1 protein-coding gene (running past one end of the window) is annotated in these 21,917 nt (G+C 75.9%); it reads left to right on the top strand.

All coding sequences use genetic code 11. From position 1 onward, the window contains the following. Positions 1–21,916, top strand: partial view of a type I polyketide synthase gene (locus JNO44_RS35435; RefSeq protein ID WP_205368073.1) — the 3' portion only. Its footprint begins 6,692 nt before the window's first position; only the last 21,916 of its 28,608 coding nucleotides appear in the window; the start codon falls outside the window, past its left edge; it ends in the stop codon at positions 21,914–21,916. The last annotated feature ends 1 nt before the right edge of the window (position 21,917 follow it).

Raw genomic sequence — 21,917 nt, 5'->3', positions numbered from 1 at the left:
CAACGCGCATGTCATCGTCGAGCAGGCGCCGGGCACCAAGGCGAGCGCCGCGGCCGGTGCGGCGCGGCGCACGCCGGGTGCGGTGCCGGTGCTGCTCTCGGGGCGTGGCCGGAGTGCCCTGCGGGGCCAGGCCGCCCGGCTGCTCGGACACCTCCAGGCCCGACCCGACGCCGAACTCGTCGATGTCGCACTGTCCTTGGCCACCACCCGGTCCCGCTTCGAGCAGCGGGCCGCCGTCGTGGCGCAGGACCGCGACCAGCTGATCGCCTCGTTGGGGGCGCTGGCCACCGGCCGCCCGGACCCCGCCGTCGTCGAGGGCGAGGCCGCCGGACGCGGCCGGACCGCGGTGCTGTTCACCGGACAGGGCAGCCAGCGAGCCGCCATGGGACGTGAACTCCACGGGACGCAGCCGCAGTTCGCCGCGGCGTTCGACGCGGTGTGTGCCGCGCTCGACCCGCTGTTGGACCGACCGCTGCGCGAGGTGGTGTTCGCCGAGGACGGCAGCGACGAGGCCGCACTGCTGGACGAGACCGGGTGGACCCAGCCCGCTCTGTTCGCCGTCGAGGTGGCGCTGTTCCGGCTGGTGGAGAGTTGGGGTGTCCGTCCGGACTTCGTGGCCGGCCATTCGATCGGTGAGATCGCGGCGGCGCACGTCGCCGGGGTGCTGACGCTGGAGGACGCCTGCCGCCTGGTGGCCGCGCGGGCGACGCTGATGCAGGCGCTGCCCGCCGGCGGCGCGATGATCGCGATCCAGGCGACCGAGGACGAGATCGCGGCGCACCTCGACGACACGGTGGCGATCGCCGCCGTCAACGGGCCGCAGTCCGTGGTGATCTCCGGCGACGAGGAGGCGGCCGAGACGATCGCCGCCACGTTCGCCGAACGCGGGCGCAAGACCAAGCGGCTGCGGGTGAGCCATGCCTTCCACTCGCCGCGGATGGACGGGATGCTGGACGCCTTCCGGACCGTCGCCGAGGGGCTGATCTACCGGGCGCCGCGCATCCCGCTCGTCTCCGACCTCACCGGTCGGCGCGCCGACGACGCGGAGGTGGGCACCGCGGAGTACTGGGTGCGGCACGTCCGCGAGGCCGTGCGGTTCGCCGACTGCGTGCGGACGCTGCGCGACGCCGGGGCCACCACCTTCCTGGAACTGGGGCCCGACGGCCTGTTGACCGCGATGGCCGAGGACACCCTCGGCGACGACCACGACGCCGAACTGGTGCCGATCCTGCGCGCCGGGCGCTCCGAGGAACTGGCCGTGGCCTCCGCCCTGGCCCGCCTCCAGGTGCGCGGCGTGGACGTGGACTGGGCGGCGTACCTCGCCGGCACCGGCGCCCGGCGCACCGACCTGCCGACCTACGCCTTCGAGCACGCGTACTACTGGCCGCAGCTGCCGGCCCAGGCCGCCGCCCTTGCCGCCGCCGACCCCGCCGACCAGCAGCTGTGGGCTGCCGTGGAGCGCGGCGACGCCCGGGAACTCGCCGACATCCTCGGCCTGGGCGAGCAGGACCTCACGCCGCTGGACTCCCTGCTGCCCGCCCTCACCTCGTGGCGGCGCGGCAACCAGGAGAAGCACCTCCTGGACACCCTGCGCTACCGCGTGGAGTGGACACGACTGGGCAAGCCGGCCGCCCCGGTCCTCGACGGCACCTGGCTGCTGGTCGCCTCCGACGCCACCGCGGCCGACCAGGCAGCCCTTCTCGACGGCCTGGCCGACGCCCTCGGCTCGCACGGCGCGCGGGTGCGTCGCCTGCTCCTGGACGACTCCTGCGCGGACCGCGCGGTGCTCGCCGAACGGCTGGCACGCACCGCCGACGTGGACGCCGCGACCCAGGTGCTGTCCGTGCTGCCGCTCGACGAGCGGGACGCCGACGACTGCCCGCCGCTCACCCGCGGACTGGCGCTGACCGTCGCGCTCGTCCAGGCCCTCGCCGACACCGGCGCCCAGGGCCGGCTGTGGACCGCCACCCGCGGCGCCGTCTCCACCGGCCCCGCCGACCCGGTCACCCACCCCGTCCAGGCCGCCGCCTGGGGCCTGGGCCGGGGCGCCGCCCTGGAGCACCCGCGGCTGTGGGGCGGCCTGGTCGACCTGCCGGAGGTCTTCGACGAGCGGGCCGGACAGCGGCTCGCCGGGATCCTCGCCGTCAAGGACGTACCGGACGGCGAGGACCAGGTGGCGCTGCGGGCCACCGGAGTGTCCGGCCGCCGGCTCGTCCGCCACACCGTCGAAGCGCTGCCCACGGCCGCGGAGTTCACCGCCGCCGGCACCGTCCTGATCACCGGTGGCACCGGTGGCCTGGGCGCCGAGGTCGGCCGGTGGCTGGCCCGCGCCGGCGCCCAGCACCTCGTCCTGACCAGCCGCCGCGGCCCGGACGCGCCGGGCGCCGCGGAACTCCGGGCCGAACTGGAGGGCTACGGGCCGTCGGTGTCCGTCGTCGCCTGCGACGTCGCCGACCGGGACGCGCTCGCCGCGGTCCTCGCCGCACTGCCCGAGGAACTGCCGCTGACCGGTGTCGTGCACACCGCGGGCGTCGGCCACTACGGCCCGCTGCACACGCTGAGCACCGCCGAGTTCGCCGGCCTCACCGCCGCCAAGCTCGCCGGCGCCGCCCACCTCGACGCCCTGCTCGCCGACCGCGAACTGGACTTCTTCGTCCTCTTCGGCTCCATCGCCGGTGTCTGGGGCAGCGGCAACCAGAGCGCCTACGGCGCCGCCAACGCCTACCTCGACGCGCTCGCCCTGCACCGCCGCGCCCGCGGCCTCGCCGCGACCTCCGTCGCCTGGGGCCCGTGGGCCGAGGCCGGCATGGCCGCCGACGACGCGGTCTCCGAGACCCTGCGCCGCCAGGGCCTCGGCCTGCTCGACCCGGCCCCGGCCATGACCGAGCTGCGCCGCGCCGTCGTCCGGCAGGACATCAACGTCACCGTCGCTGACGTGGACTGGCAGCGCTACGCACCGCTGTTCACCTCCGCCCGGCCCAGCGCCCTGATCGCCGGCCTGCCCGAGGTCCGCGCCCTCGCCGCCGACGAGCGCACCGAGCAGGACGCCGCCGACGCCTCCGAGGTCGTCACCCGCGTCCGCGCCCTGACCGAACCCGGGCAACTGCGCCTGCTGACCGATCTCGTCCGCACCGAGTCCGCCACCGTCCTCGGCCACAGCTCCGCCGACGCCGTCCCCGAGGGCCGCGCCTTCCGCGACGTCGGCTTCGACTCGCTGACCGCGGTCGAACTCCGCAAGCGCCTGGGCGCCGCGACCGGGCTGTCCCTGCCCAGCACCATGGTCTTCGACTACCCGACACCGCTGGAACTCGCCCAGTACCTGCGGGCGGAGATCCTCGGCGCTGTGTTGGAAGTCGCCGGCCCGGTCGCCACCGGCGCCGCCGCCGACGAGCCGATCGCCATCATCGGCATGGCCTGCCGCTTCCCCGGCGGCGTCAGCTCCCCGGAACAGCTGTGGGACCTGGTTGCCTCCGGCACCGACGCGATCAGCGAGTTCCCCGTCAACCGCGGCTGGCACACCGGGCACCTCTTCGACCCGGACCCCGACCGGCCCGGCACCACCTACTCCACCCAGGGCGGCTTCCTCCACGAGGCCGACGAGTTCGACCCCACCTTCTTCGGCATCTCGCCCCGCGAGGCGCTGGTCATGGACCCGCAGCAGCGGCTCCTGCTGGAGACCACCTGGGAGTCCTTCGAGCGCGCCGGGATCCGCCCGGAAACCCTCCGGTCCACCCTGACCGGCACCTTCGTCGGCTCCAGCTACCAGGAGTACGGCCTGGGCGCGGGCGACGGCACTGAGGGCCACATGGTCACCGGCAGCAGCCCCAGCGTGCTCTCCGGCCGGCTGTCGTACGTCTTCGGTCTGGAAGGCCCGGCGGTCACCGTCGACACCGCCTGCTCGTCCTCGCTCGTGGCGTTGCACCTGGCCTGCCAGTCGCTGCGCAACGGCGAGAGCAACCTGGCCGTCGCCGGCGGCGCCACGATCATGACGACGCCCAACCCGTTCATCGCGTTCAGCCGGCAGCGCGCCCTCGCCAAGGACGGCCGCTGCAAGGCGTTCTCCGACGACGCGGACGGCATGACGCTCGCCGAGGGCGTCGGCGTCGTCCTCGTCGAGCGGCTCTCCGACGCGCAGCGCAACGGCCACCCGGTCCTGGCCGTCCTCCGCGGCTCCGCCATCAACCAGGACGGCGCCTCCAACGGCCTGACCGCGCCCAACGGCCCGTCCCAGCAGCGGGTCATCCGCCAGGCCCTCGCCAACGCCCGCCTCGCGCCCGGGGACATCGACGCCCTGGAGGCGCACGGCACCGGCACACCGCTCGGCGACCCCATCGAGGCCCAGGCACTGTTCGCCACCTACGGCCGCGACCGCGATCCCGAGAGCGCGCTGTTGCTCGGCTCGGTGAAGTCCAACATCGGCCACACCCAGTCCGCCGCGGGCATCGCCAGCGTCATCAAGATGGTCATGGCGCTGCGCCACTCCGCACTGCCGCCGACCCTGCACGCCGACGCGCCGTCCTCGCACGTGGACTGGTCGGCCGGGACGGTCCGGCTGCTGACCCACGCGCGCGCCTGGCCGGAGACCGGTCGCCCGCGCCGGGCCGCGGTGTCCTCGTTCGGCATCAGCGGCACCAACGCCCATGTCCTGCTGGAGCAGGCGCCCGTCGCGGACACCCCGGCCGAGGAGCGGCCCGCCGTGGCACCGGTCCCGATCGCCGCCGGCGTCGTCCCGTGGGTGGTCACCGCCCGCAGCGCCGCCGCCCTGCGCGGCCAGGCCGACCGCCTCCTCGCGTACGCCGAAACCGTCGGAACCGCCGAAAGCGCCGAAACCGCGCTGCCGGCCGCCGGACCGCTCGACATCGGCCTGTCGCTGGTCTCCGCGCGCGCCCGCTTCGAGCACCGGGCCGTCGTCGTCCCGCCCGCGGGCACCGACCCGCTGGCCGCGCTGCGCGCCGTCGCGACGGACGGGCCCTCGCCGGTGGTCGCCCGTGGCGTGGCGGACGTCGAGGGTCGGACGGTGTTCGTGTTCCCCGGTCAGGGTTCGCAGTGGGTGGGGATGGGTGGGCAGTTGCTGGATGAGTCGCCGGTGTTCGCGGAGCGGATTGCGGAGTGTGCGGCGGCGTTGGCGGAGTTCACCGATTGGTCGTTGGTGGATGTGTTGCGGGGGGTGGTGGGTGCGCCGTCGTTGGAGCGGGTTGATGTGGTGCAGCCGGCGTCGTTTGCGGTGATGGTGTCGTTGGCTGGGTTGTGGCGTTCGCGTGGTGTGTTGCCGGATGCGGTGGTGGGGCATTCGCAGGGTGAGATTGCTGCTGCGGTGGTGTCGGGTGGGTTGTCGTTGCGGGACGGGGCGCGGGTGGTGGCGCTGCGGAGTCAGGCGATCGGTCGTGCGTTGGCGGGGCGGGGCGGGATGATGTCCGTCGCGTTGTCGGTGGAGGCGCTGGAACCGCGGTTGGAGGGGTTCGAGGGGCGGGTGTCGGTGGCCGCCGTCAACGGCCCGCGGTCCGTCGTGGTCGCCGGCGAGCCCGAGGCGCTGGACGCGCTGCACGCCCGGCTGACCGCCGACGACATCCGCGTCCGTCGGATCGCGGTGGACTACGCCTCGCACTCGCACCAGGTCGAGGACCTGCACGAGGAACTGCTGGAAGTGCTGGCGGAGTTGGCGCCGCGCACGTCGCAGGTGCCGTTCTTCTCGACCGTGACCGGCGACTGGCTGGACACCGCGCAGATGGACGCCGGCTACTGGTTCCGCAACCTGCGCGGCCGGGTGCGGTTCGCCGACGCGGTACGGGAGTTGCTGGCGGCGGAGTACCGGGCGTTCGTCGAGGTCAGCTCGCATCCGGTGCTGACGATGGCGGTGCAGGAGGCGATCGACGAGGCCGGCGTGCCGGCCGTCGCCGCCGGCACCCTGCGCCGCGACCAGGGCGGCACCGACCGCTTCCTGCTGTCGGCCGCCGAGGTCTTCGTGCGCGGTGTGGACGTGGACTGGGCGGGGCTGTTCGAGGGGACCGGTGCGTCCCTGATCGACCTGCCCACCTACGCCTTCCAGCACGAACACCTGTGGGCCGTCCCGCCCGCCCCGGAGGCCGTCGCCGCCGCCGACCCGGACGACGCCGAATTCTGGGCCGCCGTCGAGCAGGCGGACGTCTGCGCGCTGACCGCCGCGCTCGGCACCGACGAGGACTCCGTCGCCGCCGTGCTGCCCGCCCTGTCCTCCTGGCGCCGGGCCCGCCGCGACCGCTCCACCGTGGACGCCTGGCGCTACCGCGTCGTCTGGAAACCCCTCGGCGGCACCCTGCCGCACCCGTCCCTGACCGGCACCTGGCTGCTGGTCACCGCCGACGGCGTCGACGACACCGATGTGGCAGGGGCGTTGGAGACCTACGGCGCCGAGGTGCGCCGACTGGTCCTGGACGAGGAGTGCGTCGACCGCGCCGTCCTGCGGGAGCGGCTGGCCGGCGCGGAGGACGTGACCGGCATCGTCTCCGTCCTCGCCGCCGCCGAGCGGACCGACGCGGTACCGGGCACCTCCCTGGTGCTCGGCACCGCCCTGACCGTGGCACTGATCCAGGCCCTCGGCGACGCCGAAATCGACGCTCCCGTATGGGCGTTGACCCGCGGGGCGGTCTCCACCGGCCGGGCCGACGAGCTGACCGCGCCCGTCCAGGCGCAGGTCACCGGCATCGGCTGGACCGCGGCGCTGGAGCACCCGCAGCGCTGGGGCGGCACCCTCGACCTGCCCGCCGCCCTCGACGCCCGGGCCGCCCAGCGGCTCGCCGCCGTGCTGTCCGGCGCCCTCGGCGGCGACGACCAGCTGGCCATCCGGCCCTCCGGGGTCTTCACCCGCCGCATCGTGCGGGCCGAGGCCACCGCCGGGCGGCCCGCCGGCACCTGGACGCCGCGCGGCACCACGCTGGTCACCGGCGGCTCCGGCACGCTCGCCCCGCACCTCGCCCGCTGGCTGGCCGAACGCGGCGCCGAGCACCTGGTCCTGATCAGCCGGCGCGGCGCGGCCGCCCCGGGCGCCGCCGAACTCGTCGCGGAACTGGCCGAGTCGGGCACCGAGGCGACCGTCGCCGCCTGCGACATCACCGACCGCGACGCGGTCGCCGCGCTGCTGGCCGACCTCAAGGCCGACGGGCGTACCGTCCGCACCGTCGTGCACACCGCCGCCACCATCGAGCTGCACACCCTGGACGCCACCACCCTGGCGGACTTCGACCGGGTGCTGCACGCCAAGGTCACCGGCGCCCAGGTCCTCGCCGAACTGCTCGACGACGAAGCGCTGGACGACTTCGTCCTGTACTCCTCTACCGCCGGCATGTGGGGCAGTGGCGCCCACGCCGCCTATGTCGCCGGCAACTCCTACCTCGCCGCGCTCGCCGAGCACCGCCGGGCCAACGGACTGCCCGCCCTGTCGCTGTCCTGGGGCATCTGGGCCGACGACCTCAAGCTGGGCCGGGTCGATCCCCAGATGATCCGGCGCAGCGGCCTGGAGTTCATGGACCCGCAGCTGGCCCTGAGCGGCCTGCAGCGGGCGCTGGACGACAACGAGAACGTGCTCGCGGTCGCCGACGTGGACTGGGATACCTACCACCCCGTCTACACCTCCGGCCGCCCCACCCCGCTCTTCGACGAGGTGCCGGAGGTCCGCCGGCTCACCGCGGCCGCCGAGCAGAGCGCCGGGACCGTCGCCGAAGGCGAGTTCGCCGCCGCGCTGCGCGCCCTGTCCGACGCCGAGCAGCAGCGCACCCTGCTGGAGACCGTCCGCACCGAGGCGGCGTCCGTCCTCGGGCTGTCCTCCGCCGAGGACCTCACCGACCAGCGGGCCTTCCGCGACGTCGGCTTCGACTCGCTGACCGCCGTCGGCCTGCGCAACCGGCTCGCCTCCGTCACCGGCCTGACGCTGCCCTCGACGATGGTCTTCGACTACCCCAACCCGGCCGCGCTCGCCGCCTACCTGCACGGCGAGCTGGCCGGCGCCCGGTCCGCCGCCGCCGGCGCCGCCGCCGTCCCGACCAGCGCGCCCGCCGCCGACGACCCGATCGCGATCGTCGGCATGAGCTGCCGCTACCCCGGCGGGGTCGGCTCCGCCGAGGACCTGTGGCGGATCGCCCTGGACGAGGTCGACGCGATCTCCGGCTTCCCCGCCGACCGTGGCTGGGACGCCGCGGGCCTCTACGACCCGGACCCCGACCGGCCCGGCCGCACCTACTCCGTCCAGGGCGGATTCCTGCGCGACGTCGCCGAGTTCGACCCGGGCTTCTTCGGGATCTCGCCGCGCGAGGCGCTGTCGATGGACCCGCAGCAGCGGCTCCTGCTGGAGACCGCCTGGGAGGCGTTCGAGCACGCCGGCATCGACCCGGTCGCCCAGCGCGGCAGCCGCACCGGCACCTTCGTCGGCGCCAGCTACCAGGACTACGCCTCCGGCGTGCCCAACAGCGAGGGTTCCGAAGGCCACATGATCACCGGCACGCTCTCCAGCGTGCTGTCCGGCCGGGTGTCCTACCTCTTCGGCTTCGAGGGCCCCGCCGTCACGCTCGACACCGCCTGCTCCTCCTCCCTGGTCGCCATGCACCTGGCCTGCCAGTCCCTGCGCAACGGGGAGAGCTCGCTGGCCCTGGCCGGCGGCGTCAGCATCATGTCCACCCCGATGTCGTTCGTCGGCTTCAGCCGGCAGCGCGCCCTCGCCGAGGACGGCCGCTGCAAGGCGTACGCGGACGGCGCCGACGGGATGACCCTCGCCGAGGGCGTCGGCCTGGTGCTGCTGGAGCGGCTGTCCGACGCCCGCGCCAACGGGCACCAGGTGCTCGCCGTGATCCGCGGCTCCGCCGTCAACCAGGACGGCGCCTCCAACGGCCTGACCGCGCCCAACGGCCCGTCCCAGCAGCGCGTCATCCGCCAGGCGCTGGCCAACTCCGCGGTGGCGCCCGGCGACATCGACGTCCTGGAGGGCCACGGCACCGGAACCGCCCTCGGCGACCCCATCGAGGCCCAGGCCCTGCTCGCCACCTACGGCCAGGACCGCGACGCCGAACGGCCGCTGCTGCTCGGCTCGGTGAAGTCCAACATCGGCCACACCCAGATGGCGTCCGGCGTCGCCAGCGTCATCAAGCTCGTCCGCGCCCTCCAGGAAGGCGTGGTGCCCAAGTCCCTGCACATCGACCGGCCCTCCACCCACGTCGACTGGTCGTCGGGCGCCATCGGGCTGCTCACCGAACGCACCCCGTGGCCCGAGACCGGCCGGCCGCGCCGCGCCGCCGTCTCCTCCTTCGGCATCAGCGGCACCAACGTCCACACCATCCTCGAACAGGCCCCCGCGGACGAGGCGCCCACGCCCACCGACCCGCCGCGGGACGGCCTGGTGCCGCTCGTGCTCTCCGGCCGCGGGGAGGCCGCGCTGCGCGCCCAGGCCGCCCGCCTGCTCGCCTTCGTCGAGGAGCGGCCCGAGGCCCACCTCACCGACCTGGCCCACTCCCTCGCCACCTCGCGCGCCGCGCTGGAGCGCCGCGCCGCCGTCGTCGCCGCCGACCGCGACACCCTGACCCGCGGCCTGCGCGCCCTGTGCGACGGCCGGCCTGACCCCGGCCTGGTCCAGGGCACCGCAGGACGCGGCCGGACCGCCTTCCTGTTCACCGGACAGGGCAGCCAGCGCGCCGGCATGGGCCGCGAACTCCACGACCGCTACCCGGTGTTCGCCGACGCGCTGGACGAGGTGCTGGCCCGGCTCGACGACGGACCGGACCGGCCGCTGCGCGAGGTGCTGTTCGCCGCGCCCGACTCCGCCGAGGCCGCGCTCCTGGACCGGACCGGCTACGCCCAGCCCGCGCTGTTCGCCGTCGAGGTCGCCCTGTTCCGCCTGCTGGCGTCCTGGGGCCTGGCCCCGGACTACCTGGCCGGCCACTCCGTCGGCGAACTCGCCGCCGCGCACGTCGCCGGCGTGCTGTCGCTGGACGACGCCTGCACCCTGGTCGCCGCCCGCGGCCGGCTCATGCAGGCGCTGCCCGAGGGCGGCGCGATGGTCGCCCTGGAGGCCGCGGAGGACGAGGTCCTGCCGCTCCTGGAGGGGCTCACCGACCGGGTGTCCGTCGCCGCAGTCAACGGGCCGCGGTCCGTGGTCGTCGCCGGTGTCGAGGAGGACGTGCTCCTCCTCGCCGACCTCTTCGCCGCCGACGGGCGCCGGACCAAGCGGCTGCGGGTGAGCCATGCCTTCCACTCGCCGCTGATGGACGCCATGCTCGACGACTTCGCCGCCGTCGCCCGCGGGCTGACCTACCACCCGCCGACGATCCCGTTCGTGTCGAACGTCAGCGGCGGCCTGGCCACCGCCGAACAGGTCTGCACGCCCGACTACTGGGTCGGGCACGTCCGCGCCGCGGTCCGCTTCGCCGACGGCATCGACTGGCTCGCCACCCAGGGCGACGTCCACACCTTCCTGGAGCTCGGCCCGGACGGCGTGCTCAGCGGCATGGCCCGGGAGAGCCTCACCGACCCGTCCCGCACGGCACTGCTGCCGACCCTGCGCGGCGACCGGCCCGAGGAACCGGCCCTGGTCACCGCCGTCGCCGCGGCCCACGCGCACGGCGCCCGCGTCGACTGGAGCGGGTATTTCGCCGACCACGGCGCGCGCCGGACCACGCTGCCGACCTACGCGTTCCAACGCGAGCGGTACTGGCCCGACACCACCGCCGCCGGGACGGCCCCCACACCCGGATCCGCCCTCGACGCCGAGTTCTGGGCCGCCGTCGAGCGGGACGACGTCGCCGCCCTCGCCGCCTCCCTGGACCTGGACGACGCCACCGTCACCGCGATGGTCCCCGCGCTCACCGCCTGGCGCCGGCGCCGCGGCGAGCAGAGCGAACTGGACTCCTGGCGCTACCGCGTCACCTGGAAGCCGCGCGGCGGCGCCACCGCACCCGCCGCCCTCACCGGCCGCTGGCTCGTGCTCGTCCCGCACGACCACCAGGACCGTCAGGACGCCGAGACCGCGGCCTGGGCCGCCGACGTCGAGACCGCCCTGGGCACCACCACCGTCCGGCTGCCGGTCACCACCACCGACCGCGCCGCGCTGGCCGCCCGGATCACCGAAGCCGCCGGTGCCCAGGGGCCGTTCAGCGGCGTGCTGTCCCTGCTGCCGCTCGCCACCGGCGACGCCGGCCACCCCGGTGCGCCCGCCGCCCTCACCCTCACCACCACCGCCGTCCAGGCCCTCGGCGACGCCGGCATCGACGCGCCGCTGTGGAACGTCACCCGCGGCGCGGTGGCCGTCGGCCGCGCCGAACAGGTCACCGCGCCCGAACAGGCCGCCGTCTGGGGCCTGGGCCGCGCCGTCGCCCTGGAACTGCCGGCCCGGTTCGGCGGCACCCTCGACCTGCCCGCCACCCTGGACGGCCAGGCCGCCCGCCGGCTGCGCGCCGTGCTCGCGGCCACCGACGGCGAGGACGCGGTGGCCCTCCGGCCCTCCGGCGTCTTCCTCCGCCGCCTGGCCCACGCCCCGGCCGGCCCCGACACCGCCCGCACCGCCTTCGACCCGGCGGCCGGCACCGTCCTGATCACCGGCGGCACCGGCGGCATCGGCGGCCACGTCGCCCGCCGCCTGGCCCGCGACGGCGCCACCCACCTGCTGCTCACCAGCCGCCGCGGCCCGGCCGCCCCCGGCGCCGACGCGCTCCGCGCCGAACTGGAGGAACTGGGCGCCCGGGTCACCCTCGCTGCCTGCGACGCCGCCGACCGCGACGCGCTGGCTGCGCTCCTCGCCGAACTGCCCGACGACGCGCCGCTGTGCGCGGTGTTCCACACCGCCGGCGTCGTCGAGGACCACGTCGTGGACGCGCTCACACCGGAGAGCTTCGCCGCGGTGCTGCGCGCCAAGACCGTCGCCGCCCACCACCTGCACGAGCTGACCGCCGACCTGGACCTCGCCGCGTTCGTGCTGTTCTCCTCCACGGCCGGCGTCCTGGGCGCCGCCGGACAGGGCAACTACGCCGCGGCCAACGCCCACCTGGACGCCCTCGCCGAGCACCGCCGCTCCCGCGGCCTGACCGCGCTGTCCGTCGCCTGGGGCCCGTGGGCCGGCTCCGGCATGGTCGCCGACACCGCCGAACTCACCGACCGGGTACGGCGCGGCGGCTTCGAACCGCTCGCCCCCGAACCGGCCGTGCGCGCCCTGCTGCGCGCCATCGAGAACGACGACACCACCATCGCGCTCGCCGACATCGACTGGGAGCGCTTCCAGCGCGCCTTCGCAGCGGTCCGCCCGCTGCCGTTCGTCGCCGACCTCCCCGAGACCGGCCGGGCCACCCCCGCGACCGCCACCGGCGCCGCCACCGGCCTGCGGCAGCAACTCGCCGAACTGCCGGAGCACGAGCGCCCGGCAGCGGTCCTGGACCTGCTGCGCACCCAGGTCGCCGCCGTCCTCGGCCACGCCGAGGCGCGCACCGTCGAGGACGACCGCGCCTTCCGCGACCTGGGCTTCGACTCGCTGACCATCCTGGAACTGCGCAACGCCCTCAACGCCGCCACCGGCCTGAGCCTGCCCGCCACCCTGGTCTACGACCTGCCCACCCCGCGCGAGATGGCGGACTTCCTGCTCGCCGAACTCCTCGGCACCCTGCCCACCGACACCGCCGCGACCGTCGCCGCCACGTCCCCCAAGCTCTCAGCTTCGTTCGAGCAGGGCGGTACCCCCCTCGACGACGACCCGATCGCCGTCATCGGCATCGGCTGCCGCTTCCCCGGCGGCGTCACCACCCCGGAGGAGCTCTGGCAGCTCCTCGACGAGGGCCGCGACGGCATCAGCCGCTTCCCCGACGACCGCGGCTGGGACCTCGCCGCGCTGGGCGCCGGCGCCTCCGACACCCTGGAGGGCGGCTTCCTCTCCGGCGTCGCCGACTTCGACGCCCGGTTCTTCGGCATCTCGCCCCGCGAGGCGCTGGCCATGGACCCCCAGCAGCGGCTGCTGCTGGAGACCACCTGGGAGGCGCTGGAGCGGGCCGGCATCGACCCGGCCGCGCTGCGCGGCTCCACCACCGGCGTCTTCGTCGGCACCAACGGCCAGGACTACCCGACGCTGTTGCGCCGCTCCGCCTCGGACGTGGCCGGCTACGTCGCCACCGGCAACACCGCCAGTGTGATGTCCGGGCGGCTGTCCTACGCGCTCGGCCTCGAAGGCCCGGCCGTCACCATCGACACCGCCTGCTCCTCCTCGCTCGTCGCCCTGCACTGGGCCGGCCGGGCGCTGCGCGCCGGCGAGTGCGACCTCGTGGTGGCCGGCGGCGTCTCGGTCATGGCCAGCCCTGACTCCTTCGTCGAGTTCTCCACCCAGGGCGGCCTGGCACCGGACGGGCGCTGCAAGGCGTTCTCCGACGCCGCCGACGGCACCGCCTGGTCCGAAGGCGTCGGCATCCTCGTCCTGGAACGCCTCTCCGCCGCCCGCCGCAACGGCCACCAGGTCCTCGGCCTGATCCGCGGCACCGCCGTCAACCAGGACGGCGCGTCCAACGGCCTGACCGCGCCCAACGGCCTCTCCCAGCAGCGCGTCATCGCCCAGGCACTCGCCGACGCCCGCCTGCGCCCCGCCGACATCGACGCGATCGAGGCGCACGGCACCGGCACCACCCTCGGCGACCCGATCGAGGCCCGCGCCCTGATCACCGCCTACGGCCGGGACCGGGACGCCGAACGGCCGCTGCTGCTGGGCACCGTCAAGTCCAACATCGGACACACCCAGGCCGCCGCCGGCGCCGCCGGAGTCATCAAGATGCTGATGGCGATGCGCCACGGCACCCTGCCCAGGACGCTGCACGTGGGCACCCCGTCCAGCCACGTCGACTGGAGCGGCGGCACCGTCGCGCTCCTCGACGACGCGCGGCCCTGGCCACAGACCGGGCAGCCGCGGCGCGCCGGCGTGTCCGCCTTCGGCGTCAGCGGCACCAACGCCCACGTCGTCGTCGAGCAGGCCCCCGAACCCGAAACCCCCGCCGCCGACGCCCCGGCGGCCGAGCCGGCGCCGGAGGCCACGCCCACCGTCGTCCCCTGGATCGTCTCCGGACGCAGCCGGGAAGCGCTCCAGGCGCAACTGGACCGTCTCACCGCGCACACCGCCGCCCACCCCGCGCGCTCGGCGGCGGACGTCGGCCGCTCGCTGGCCACCGACCGCACGCTCTTCCCGCACCGTGCCGTGCTGCTCGCCGGCCCGGACGGGGTGCGCGAGGCCGCCCGCGCCACCGCGCCCCGCACCCCCGGCCGCACCGCGTTCCTGTTCTCCGGTCAGGGCGCCCAGCACGCCCTGATGGGCCACGACCTGTACCAGCGCTTCCCGGTCTACGCCGACGCACTGGACACCGTCCTCGCCCAGTTCGACACCGTGCTGGACGTCCCGCTGCGCGCCGCGCTGTTCGCCGCGCCCGGCACCCCCGATGCCGCGCTCCTGGACCGGACCGGCTTCACCCAGCCCGCGCTGTTCGCCATCGAGGTCGCGCTGTTCCGGCTCGCCGAGTCCTGGCGGCTGACGCCGGACTTCGTCGCCGGCCACTCCATCGGCGAGATCGCCGCCGCACACGTCGCCGGGGTGTTCTCCCTGGAGGACGCCTGCACACTGGTCGCCGCCCGCGCCTCCCTCATGCAGCAACTGCCGCAGGACGGCGCGATGGTGGCCCTGGAGGCCACCGAGGACGAGGTCGCGCCGCTGCTCACCGGCGGCGTCGCGGTCGCCGCGGTCAACGGCCCCCGCTCGGTGGTCGTCGCAGGCGCCGAGGACGCCGTCCGCGCGGTCGCCGACCGGCTCGCCGCCGACGGCCGCCGCACCCGCCGGCTGACCGTCAGCCACGCCTTCCACTCGCCGCTGATGGACCCGATGCTCACCGAGTTCGCCCGGGTCGCGGAGGGCCTGACCTACCACGAACCGCGCATCCCCCTCGTCTCCACCCTCCTCGGCGCCCCGGCCGGCGCCGAACTGCGTACCCCCGGCTACTGGGTGCGGCACGTCCGCGAGACCGTGCGGTTCGCCGACGGCGTGCGCGCCCTGCACGACGCCGGCGCCGGCACCTTCGTGGAGATCGGCCCGGACGGCGTGCTCGCCGCCCTGACCCAGCAGACCCTCGACACCGTCGAGGCCGGCGAGCCCGCCGTCGTCGTGGCGCTCCAGCGCCGCGACCGCGCCGGCGACCTCGCCCTCCTGGAGGGCCTGGCCACCCTGCACACCCACGGCACCGGCCCGTCCTGGCCCGCCTACTTCGAGGCCACCGGCGGCCACCGGACCGATCTGCCCACCTACGCCTTCCAGCGGGAGCGGTACTGGCCCGAGCCCGGCGCCCCCGCGGACGCCCCTCAGGACCCGGCCGACGCCGCCTTCTGGACGGCCGTCGAACGCGCGGACCTGGAGGGCCTGGCCGCCTCCCTCGGCCTGGACGGCGACACCGTCACCGCGATGGTGCCGGCGCTGTCCGCCTGGCGGCGCCGCCAGGGCGCCCGGTCCGCCGCCGCGCAGTGGCGCTACCACGAGACCTGGGCCCCGCTGCCGGCACCCGAGGCGACCGCACCGGCCGGCCGCGCCCTGGTCCTCGTCCCGGCCGGGAACCGCGACACCGCCTGGATGTCGGCCGTCGCCGACGCACTCGGCGCCGACACCGTCACGACCGAACCCGACGCCCTGGCCGGGCAGTTGACGGCCGCCGGCGACACACCCTGGCGCGTCGTGGTGTCGCTGCTCGCCGCCGGGTCCGAGGGACTGCCCGCGGACGGGGCCTGGCCCGTCGCCCTCCTCGCCACCTTGGACGAGGCCGGCGTGCACGCGCCCCTGTGGTGCGTCACCCGCGGCGCCGTCGCGGTCGCGGGGGAGTCCCCGACCGCCGTCGGCCAGGCCGCCCTGTGGGGCCTGGGCCGGGTCGCCGCGCTGGACCACCCCGACCGCTTCGGCGGCCTGGCCGACCTGCCCGCCGACACCGACGCGCACGCCGCCGGGCTGCTCGCCGCACACCTGGCCGCGCCGGGCACCGAGGCCGAGATCGCGGTCCGCGCCACCGGCATCCACGCCCGTCGCCTGGTCCGTACGCCGGCCGCCGACGGCGCCACCTGGCTGCCGACCGGCACCGTCGTGGTCGTCGGCGGCACCGGCACCATGGGCGGCCGGGCCGCCCGCTGGCTGGCCCGCGAGGGCGCCCGCCACCTCGTCCTGACCGCCCCCGGCGACGACACGACCTCCGACGACAACACGACCACCGAGGCCCTGACGGCCGAACTGGCCGCGTTCGGCGCCCGGATCACCGTCGTGGACCACGACCCCACCGCCCCGGACGGCTTCGCCGCGCTCCTCGACGGACTGCCCGACGACACCCCGCTCACCGCGGTCGTGTACGCGCCGGAGGCCGACGCCGCCCCCGACACCGCGGCCGAGCTGTCCGCCGCGCTCGCCCCCGTCACCGCCCTCGGCGCCGCCCTCACCGGCCGGCCGCTGGACGCCTTCGTCCTCTTCGGCTCCATCGCCGGGGTCTGGGGCGTGCGCGGCCGGGCCGCCGAGGCCGCGTCCGGCGCCTACCTCGACGCCTTCGCCCGCGCCTGCCGCGACCGCGGCACCCCGGCGCTGGCCGTCGCCTGGGGCGCCTGGTCCGACCTGGTCGCCCCGTCCCTCGCCGCCCACCTGCGGATGAACGGCCTGCCGGTGATGGACGCGGACACCGCACTGGCCGCCCTCGGCCGGGCCGTCGCCGACGGGTCCGCCGCCGAGACGGTCGCCGACGTCCGCTGGGAGACCTTCGCGCCCCTCCACCACGAGGCCCGCCGCACCGCCCTGTTCGACGCCCTGCCCGAGGCCCGCGGCGCGCTCGCCGAGGCCGCCCGGGACCGCGCCGACCGGCGGACCGCTGCCGGCGACTACGGCCGGTGGCTCGCCGAGCAGCCCGCCGCGGCCCACGACGCCATCCTGCTGACACTGGTCACCGAGAAGGCCGCGACCGTCCTCGGCCACGCCGACCACGACCTGCTCGAACCCGATCTGCCCTTCCGCGACCTGGGCTTCGACTCGCTGACCGCGGTCGACCTGCGCAACCAGCTCACCGCGGAAACCGGCCTCGCCCTGCCCGCCACCCTCGTCTTCGACCACCCCAACCCGGCCGCCCTCGCCGCCCACCTGCGCGCCCAACTCCTCGGCGAGGCGGTCGACTCCGCCGCACCGGTGGCCGCCCCCGTCGCCTCCGGCGCCGCCGCTGACGATGACCCGATCGTCATCGTCGGCATGGCCTGCCGCTACCCCGGCGGGGTCACCTCGCCCGAGGACCTGTGGCAGCTGGTCGGCGACGAGATCGACGCGGTCGGCGACTTCCCGACCGACCGCGGCTGGGACCTGGCCGCGCTCGCCGGCGACGGACCGGGCCGCAGCGCCACCGCCCAGGGCGGATTCCTCTACGACGCCACCGACTTCGACCCCGGCCTGTTCGGCATCTCGCCGCGCGAGGCCCTGGTGATGGACCCGCAGCAGCGGATCCTGCTCGAAACGTCCTGGGAGGCCCTGGAGCGGGCCGGCATCGACCCGGCGACGCTGCGCGGCAGCGGCACCACCGGCGTCTTCGTCGGCGGCGGTTCCGGCGACTACCGGCCGCCGGAGGAGGCCGGGCAGTGGCAGACCGCCCAGTCCGCCAGCCTGCTCTCCGGTCGCCTCGCCTACACCTTCGGCATCCAGGGCCCCACCGTGTCGGTCGACACCGCCTGCTCCTCGTCGCTGGTCGCGCTGCACCTGGCCGCGCAGGCCCTGCGCGCCGGCGAATGCTCGATCGCGCTGGCCGGCGGCGTCACCGTGATGGCCACCCCGGTGGGCTTCGTCGAGTTCAGCGCCCAGGGCGCCCTGTCGCCGGACGGCCGCTGCCGGGCCTTCTCCGACGACGCCAACGGCACCGGCTGGTCCGAAGGCGTGGGCATGCTCGTCGTCGAACGGCTCTCCGACGCCCGCCGCAACGGTCACCGCGTCCTCGCCGTGCTCCGCGGCTCCGCCATCAACCAGGACGGCGCGTCCAACGGCCTGACCGCCCCCAGCGGCCCCGCCCAGCAGCGCGTCATCCGCCAGGCCCTCGCCAACGCCCGCCTGCGCCCCGTCGACATCGACGCCGTCGAGGCCCACGGCACCGGCACCAAGCTCGGCGACCCCATCGAGGCCCAGGCCCTGCTCGCCACCTACGGCCAGGACCGCGAGCGGCCCGTGCTGCTCGGCTCGCTCAAGTCCAACATCGGCCACACCCAGGCCGCCTCCGGCGTCGGCGGCGTCATCAAGATGGTCCTCGCCATGCAGCACGGCGAACTGCCGCGCTCCCTGTACGCCGAGAACCCCTCGTCGCACGTGGACTGGACCGCCGGCCGCGCCCACCTGCTCACCGCCAGGACCCCCTGGCCCGACGCCGGTCGGCCGCGCCGCGCCGCCGTCTCCTCCTTCGGCGCCAGCGGCACCAACGCCCACGCCATCCTGGAGCAACCGCCGCGCGAGGAACTGCCCGTGCGCCCCGCGGACGACGGTGCCCCGCTGCCGTTCCTGCTCTCCGGCCGCTCGCAGAACGCCCTGCGCGCCCAGGCCCGCCGACTCCTGGCCCGCCTCACCGCCCACCCCGACACCCGGACCGCCGACCTGGCGTACTCCCTGGCGACCACCCGGGCCGCCTTCGAGCACCGGGCCGCGATCACCGCCACCGACCACGACGACCTGCGCACCGGCCTGACCGCCGTCGCCGAGGGCACCACCGCCCCGCACACCGCCGAACACCACCTCCAGCGCACCGGAAAGCGCGCCGTGCTCTTCTCCGGCCAGGGCTCCCAGCGCCTGGGCATGGGCCGCGAACTGTACGAGCGCCACCCGGTGTTCGCGAAGGCGTTTGACGCCGTACTGGCCCGCCTCGACGACCGGCTCGACACCCCCCTGCGGGACGTCGTCTGGGGCACCGACGAAGAGGCGCTGCACGCCACCGGGAACACCCAGCCCGCCCTGTTCGCCGTCGAGGTCGCGCTCTACCGCCTGATCGAATCCTGGGGCGTGCGGCCCGACTTCGTGGCCGGCCACTCCGTCGGCGAGCTCGCCGCGGCCCACGTCGCCGGGGTGCTCTCCCTGGACGACGCCTGCCGCCTGGTCGCCGCCCGTGCCGCCCTGATGCAGCGCCTCCCGGCCGGCGGCGCCATGATCGCCGTCGAGGCCACCGAGGACGAGGTCACCCCGCTCCTCACCGACGGCGTGTCCCTCGCCGCGGTCAACGGCCCGGCCGCCGTGGTCCTCTCCGGCGCGGGCGACGCCGTGACCGCCCTGGCCGAGGCGCTGGCCGAACGGGGCCACCGCACCACCCGGCTGCGGGTCAGCCACGCCTTCCACTCGCACCTCATGGACCCGATGCTGGCGGACTTCCGCACCGTCGCCGAGGGTCTGGAATACCACCCGCCGCGCATCCCCGTGGTCTCCAACCTCACCGGGGACGTCGCCGACGCGACCGACCTGTGCTCCGCCGACTACTGGGTGCGCCACGTCCGCGGCACCGTACGGTTCGCCGACGGCGTGCGCACCATGGCCGACCGCGGCGTGCACCTCTTCCTCGAACTCGGCCCGGACGCCGTGCTGTCGGCCATGGCCCGCCAGTGCGCACCGGACGCCGTCGTCGTCCCGGCCCTGCGCCGCACCCGCGGCGAGGACGAGACGCTGGTCGGCGCCGTCGCGCAACTGCACGTCCACGGCGCGGGTCCGCGCTGGGACGCGTACTTCGCCGGCCGCGGCGCCCAGTGGCTGGACCTTCCGACGTACCCCTTCCAGCGCGGCCGCTTCTGGTCGGAGTCCCTTCCGGGCGCCGCATCGGCCGCCCCGGCAGCCGGACAGCCGGCCGAGACCGACGCGGCCTTCTGGGACGCCGTCGCACAGGAGGACTTCACCGCATTGGAATCGGTACTCGACGTCGAGAGCGACGCACTGTCCAAGGTGCTGCCGGCCCTGATGGACTGGCGCAGCCGCCAGGCCGACGAGTCCCAACTGGCCGGCTGGCGCCACCGCATCGTCTGGAAGCGGCTCACCGGCGCCGCCCTGGCACACCGCAAGGCGCTCAGCGGCACCTGGCTCGCGGTGATCCCCGAGGGCCTCGCCGACGACCCCTGGGTGACCACCACCCTCGACGGCCTCGGCACCCACCTCGTGCCTCTGGAGGCCGCGGAGGCCGACCGGGCCGCGCTGGCCGACGCGATCGCGGCCCGCACCGCCGACGGCACCCGCTTCGGCGGCGTGGTCTCCCTGCTGGCCCTGCGCGACACGCTCACCGGCGCGGTGCCCGAGGGCACCGCCCTGACCACCGCCCTCCTCCAGGCCCTCGGCGACGCCGGCGTCGACGCACCGCTGTGGTGCGTCACCCGCAGCGCCGTCTCCGCCGGCCGCACCGACCGGCCGCACCGACCGCTCCAAGGCGCCGTCTGGGGCCTGGGCCGGGTCGCGGCCCTGGAGTACCCGCAGCGCTGGGGCGGCCTGGTGGACCTGCCGGAGGAGCCCGACGAGCGGTCCGCGGCCGGCCTCGCCGCCGTCCTGGCCGGTCTGGACGGCGAGGACCAGGTCGCCGTGCGCGGCACCGCGGTGCTCGCCCGCCGTCTGGTGCCGGCCCCCGGCCGCAAGCCGTCCCGGCCCTGGCACCCGTCCGGCACCGTCCTGGTCACCGGCGGCACCGGCGCCCTCGGCGCGCACGTCGCCCGCCGCCTGGCCAAGGACGGCGCCCAGCACCTCGTCCTGCTCAGCCGACGCGGCCCGGACGCCCCCGGTGCGGCGGAACTGCGCGCGGAACTCGACGCGTTGGGCACCGACGTCACCGTCGCCGCCTGCGACGTCGCCGACCGCGACCAGCTGACGGCCGTCCTGGACGCGCTGCCCGCCGACCGGCCGCTGACCGGTGTGGTGCACACCGCCGGCGTCCTCGACGACGGCGTGCTGGACCGGCTCACCCCCGAGCGGTTCCAGGAGGTGTTCCGTGCCAAGGTCACCTCGGCCCTGCTGCTGGACGAGCTGACCCGCGACCGCGAGCTGGCCGCGTTCGTCCTCTTCTCCTCCGCCTCCGCCGCGGTCGGCAACCCGGGCCAGGCCAACTACGCCGCTGCCAACGCCGTCCTGGACGCGCTCGCCGAACAGCGCCGGGTGCAGGGCCTGCCCGCCACCTCGGTCTCCTGGGGTGCCTGGGGAGGCGGCGGCATGGCCGACGCCGACGGCGCCGACGAGGCCGCCCGGCGCGCCGGGGTCGGCGCCATGGACCCGCACCTCGCCGTGGAAGCCCTGCTGCGCCTGGTCGCCGAGAAGGAGCCGACCGCGGTGGTCGCCGAGGTGGCCACGGACCGGTTCGCCGGCGCCTTCGGCGGCAGCCGACCCAGCACCCTGCTGCGGGAGTTCCCCGGCTACCGCGAGGCGCTCACCGCCCAGGCGGAGCAGGCCGCGGACGGCGGCGGGCTGGCCGCCCGACTGGCCGCGCTGCCGCCCGCCCGCCGCCTGGACACCGTCGTGGACCTGGTGCGCACCCGCGCCGCGCAGGTGCTCGGCTACCCCGACACCGAAGCGGTCGCCGCCGAACGGTCCTTCCGCGACCTGGGTGTCGACTCCCTCGGCGCCGTCGAGCTGCGCAACCAACTGAGCGCGGCCACCGGCCTGAACCTGCCGGCGACGCTGGTCTTCGACCACCCGACCCCCCTGGGCCTGGGGGAGCACATCCTCGGCGGGCTCTTCCCGGACGAGCCGGCCGGGTCCGACGACGAGACGGAGATCCGGGCCCTGCTGGCCTCCGTCCCGCTCGACCAACTGCGGGAGATCGGGGTCCTGGAGCCCCTGCTCCAGCTCGCCGGACGCGGCGGCCGGGCCGCGGACGACGACGGTGAGTCCGTCGACTCGATGACAGTGGCAGACCTGGTGCGGGCCGCGCTCAACGGCCAGTCCGACCTGTAGC

Origin of the sequence: Streptomyces noursei (assembly GCF_016917755.1) — a bacterium.
Classification (GTDB): domain Bacteria; phylum Actinomycetota; class Actinomycetes; order Streptomycetales; family Streptomycetaceae; genus Streptomyces; species Streptomyces yunnanensis.
Note: the sequence above shows the minus strand (reverse complement) of the source record. Positions and strands in the feature narration are given on the sequence as shown.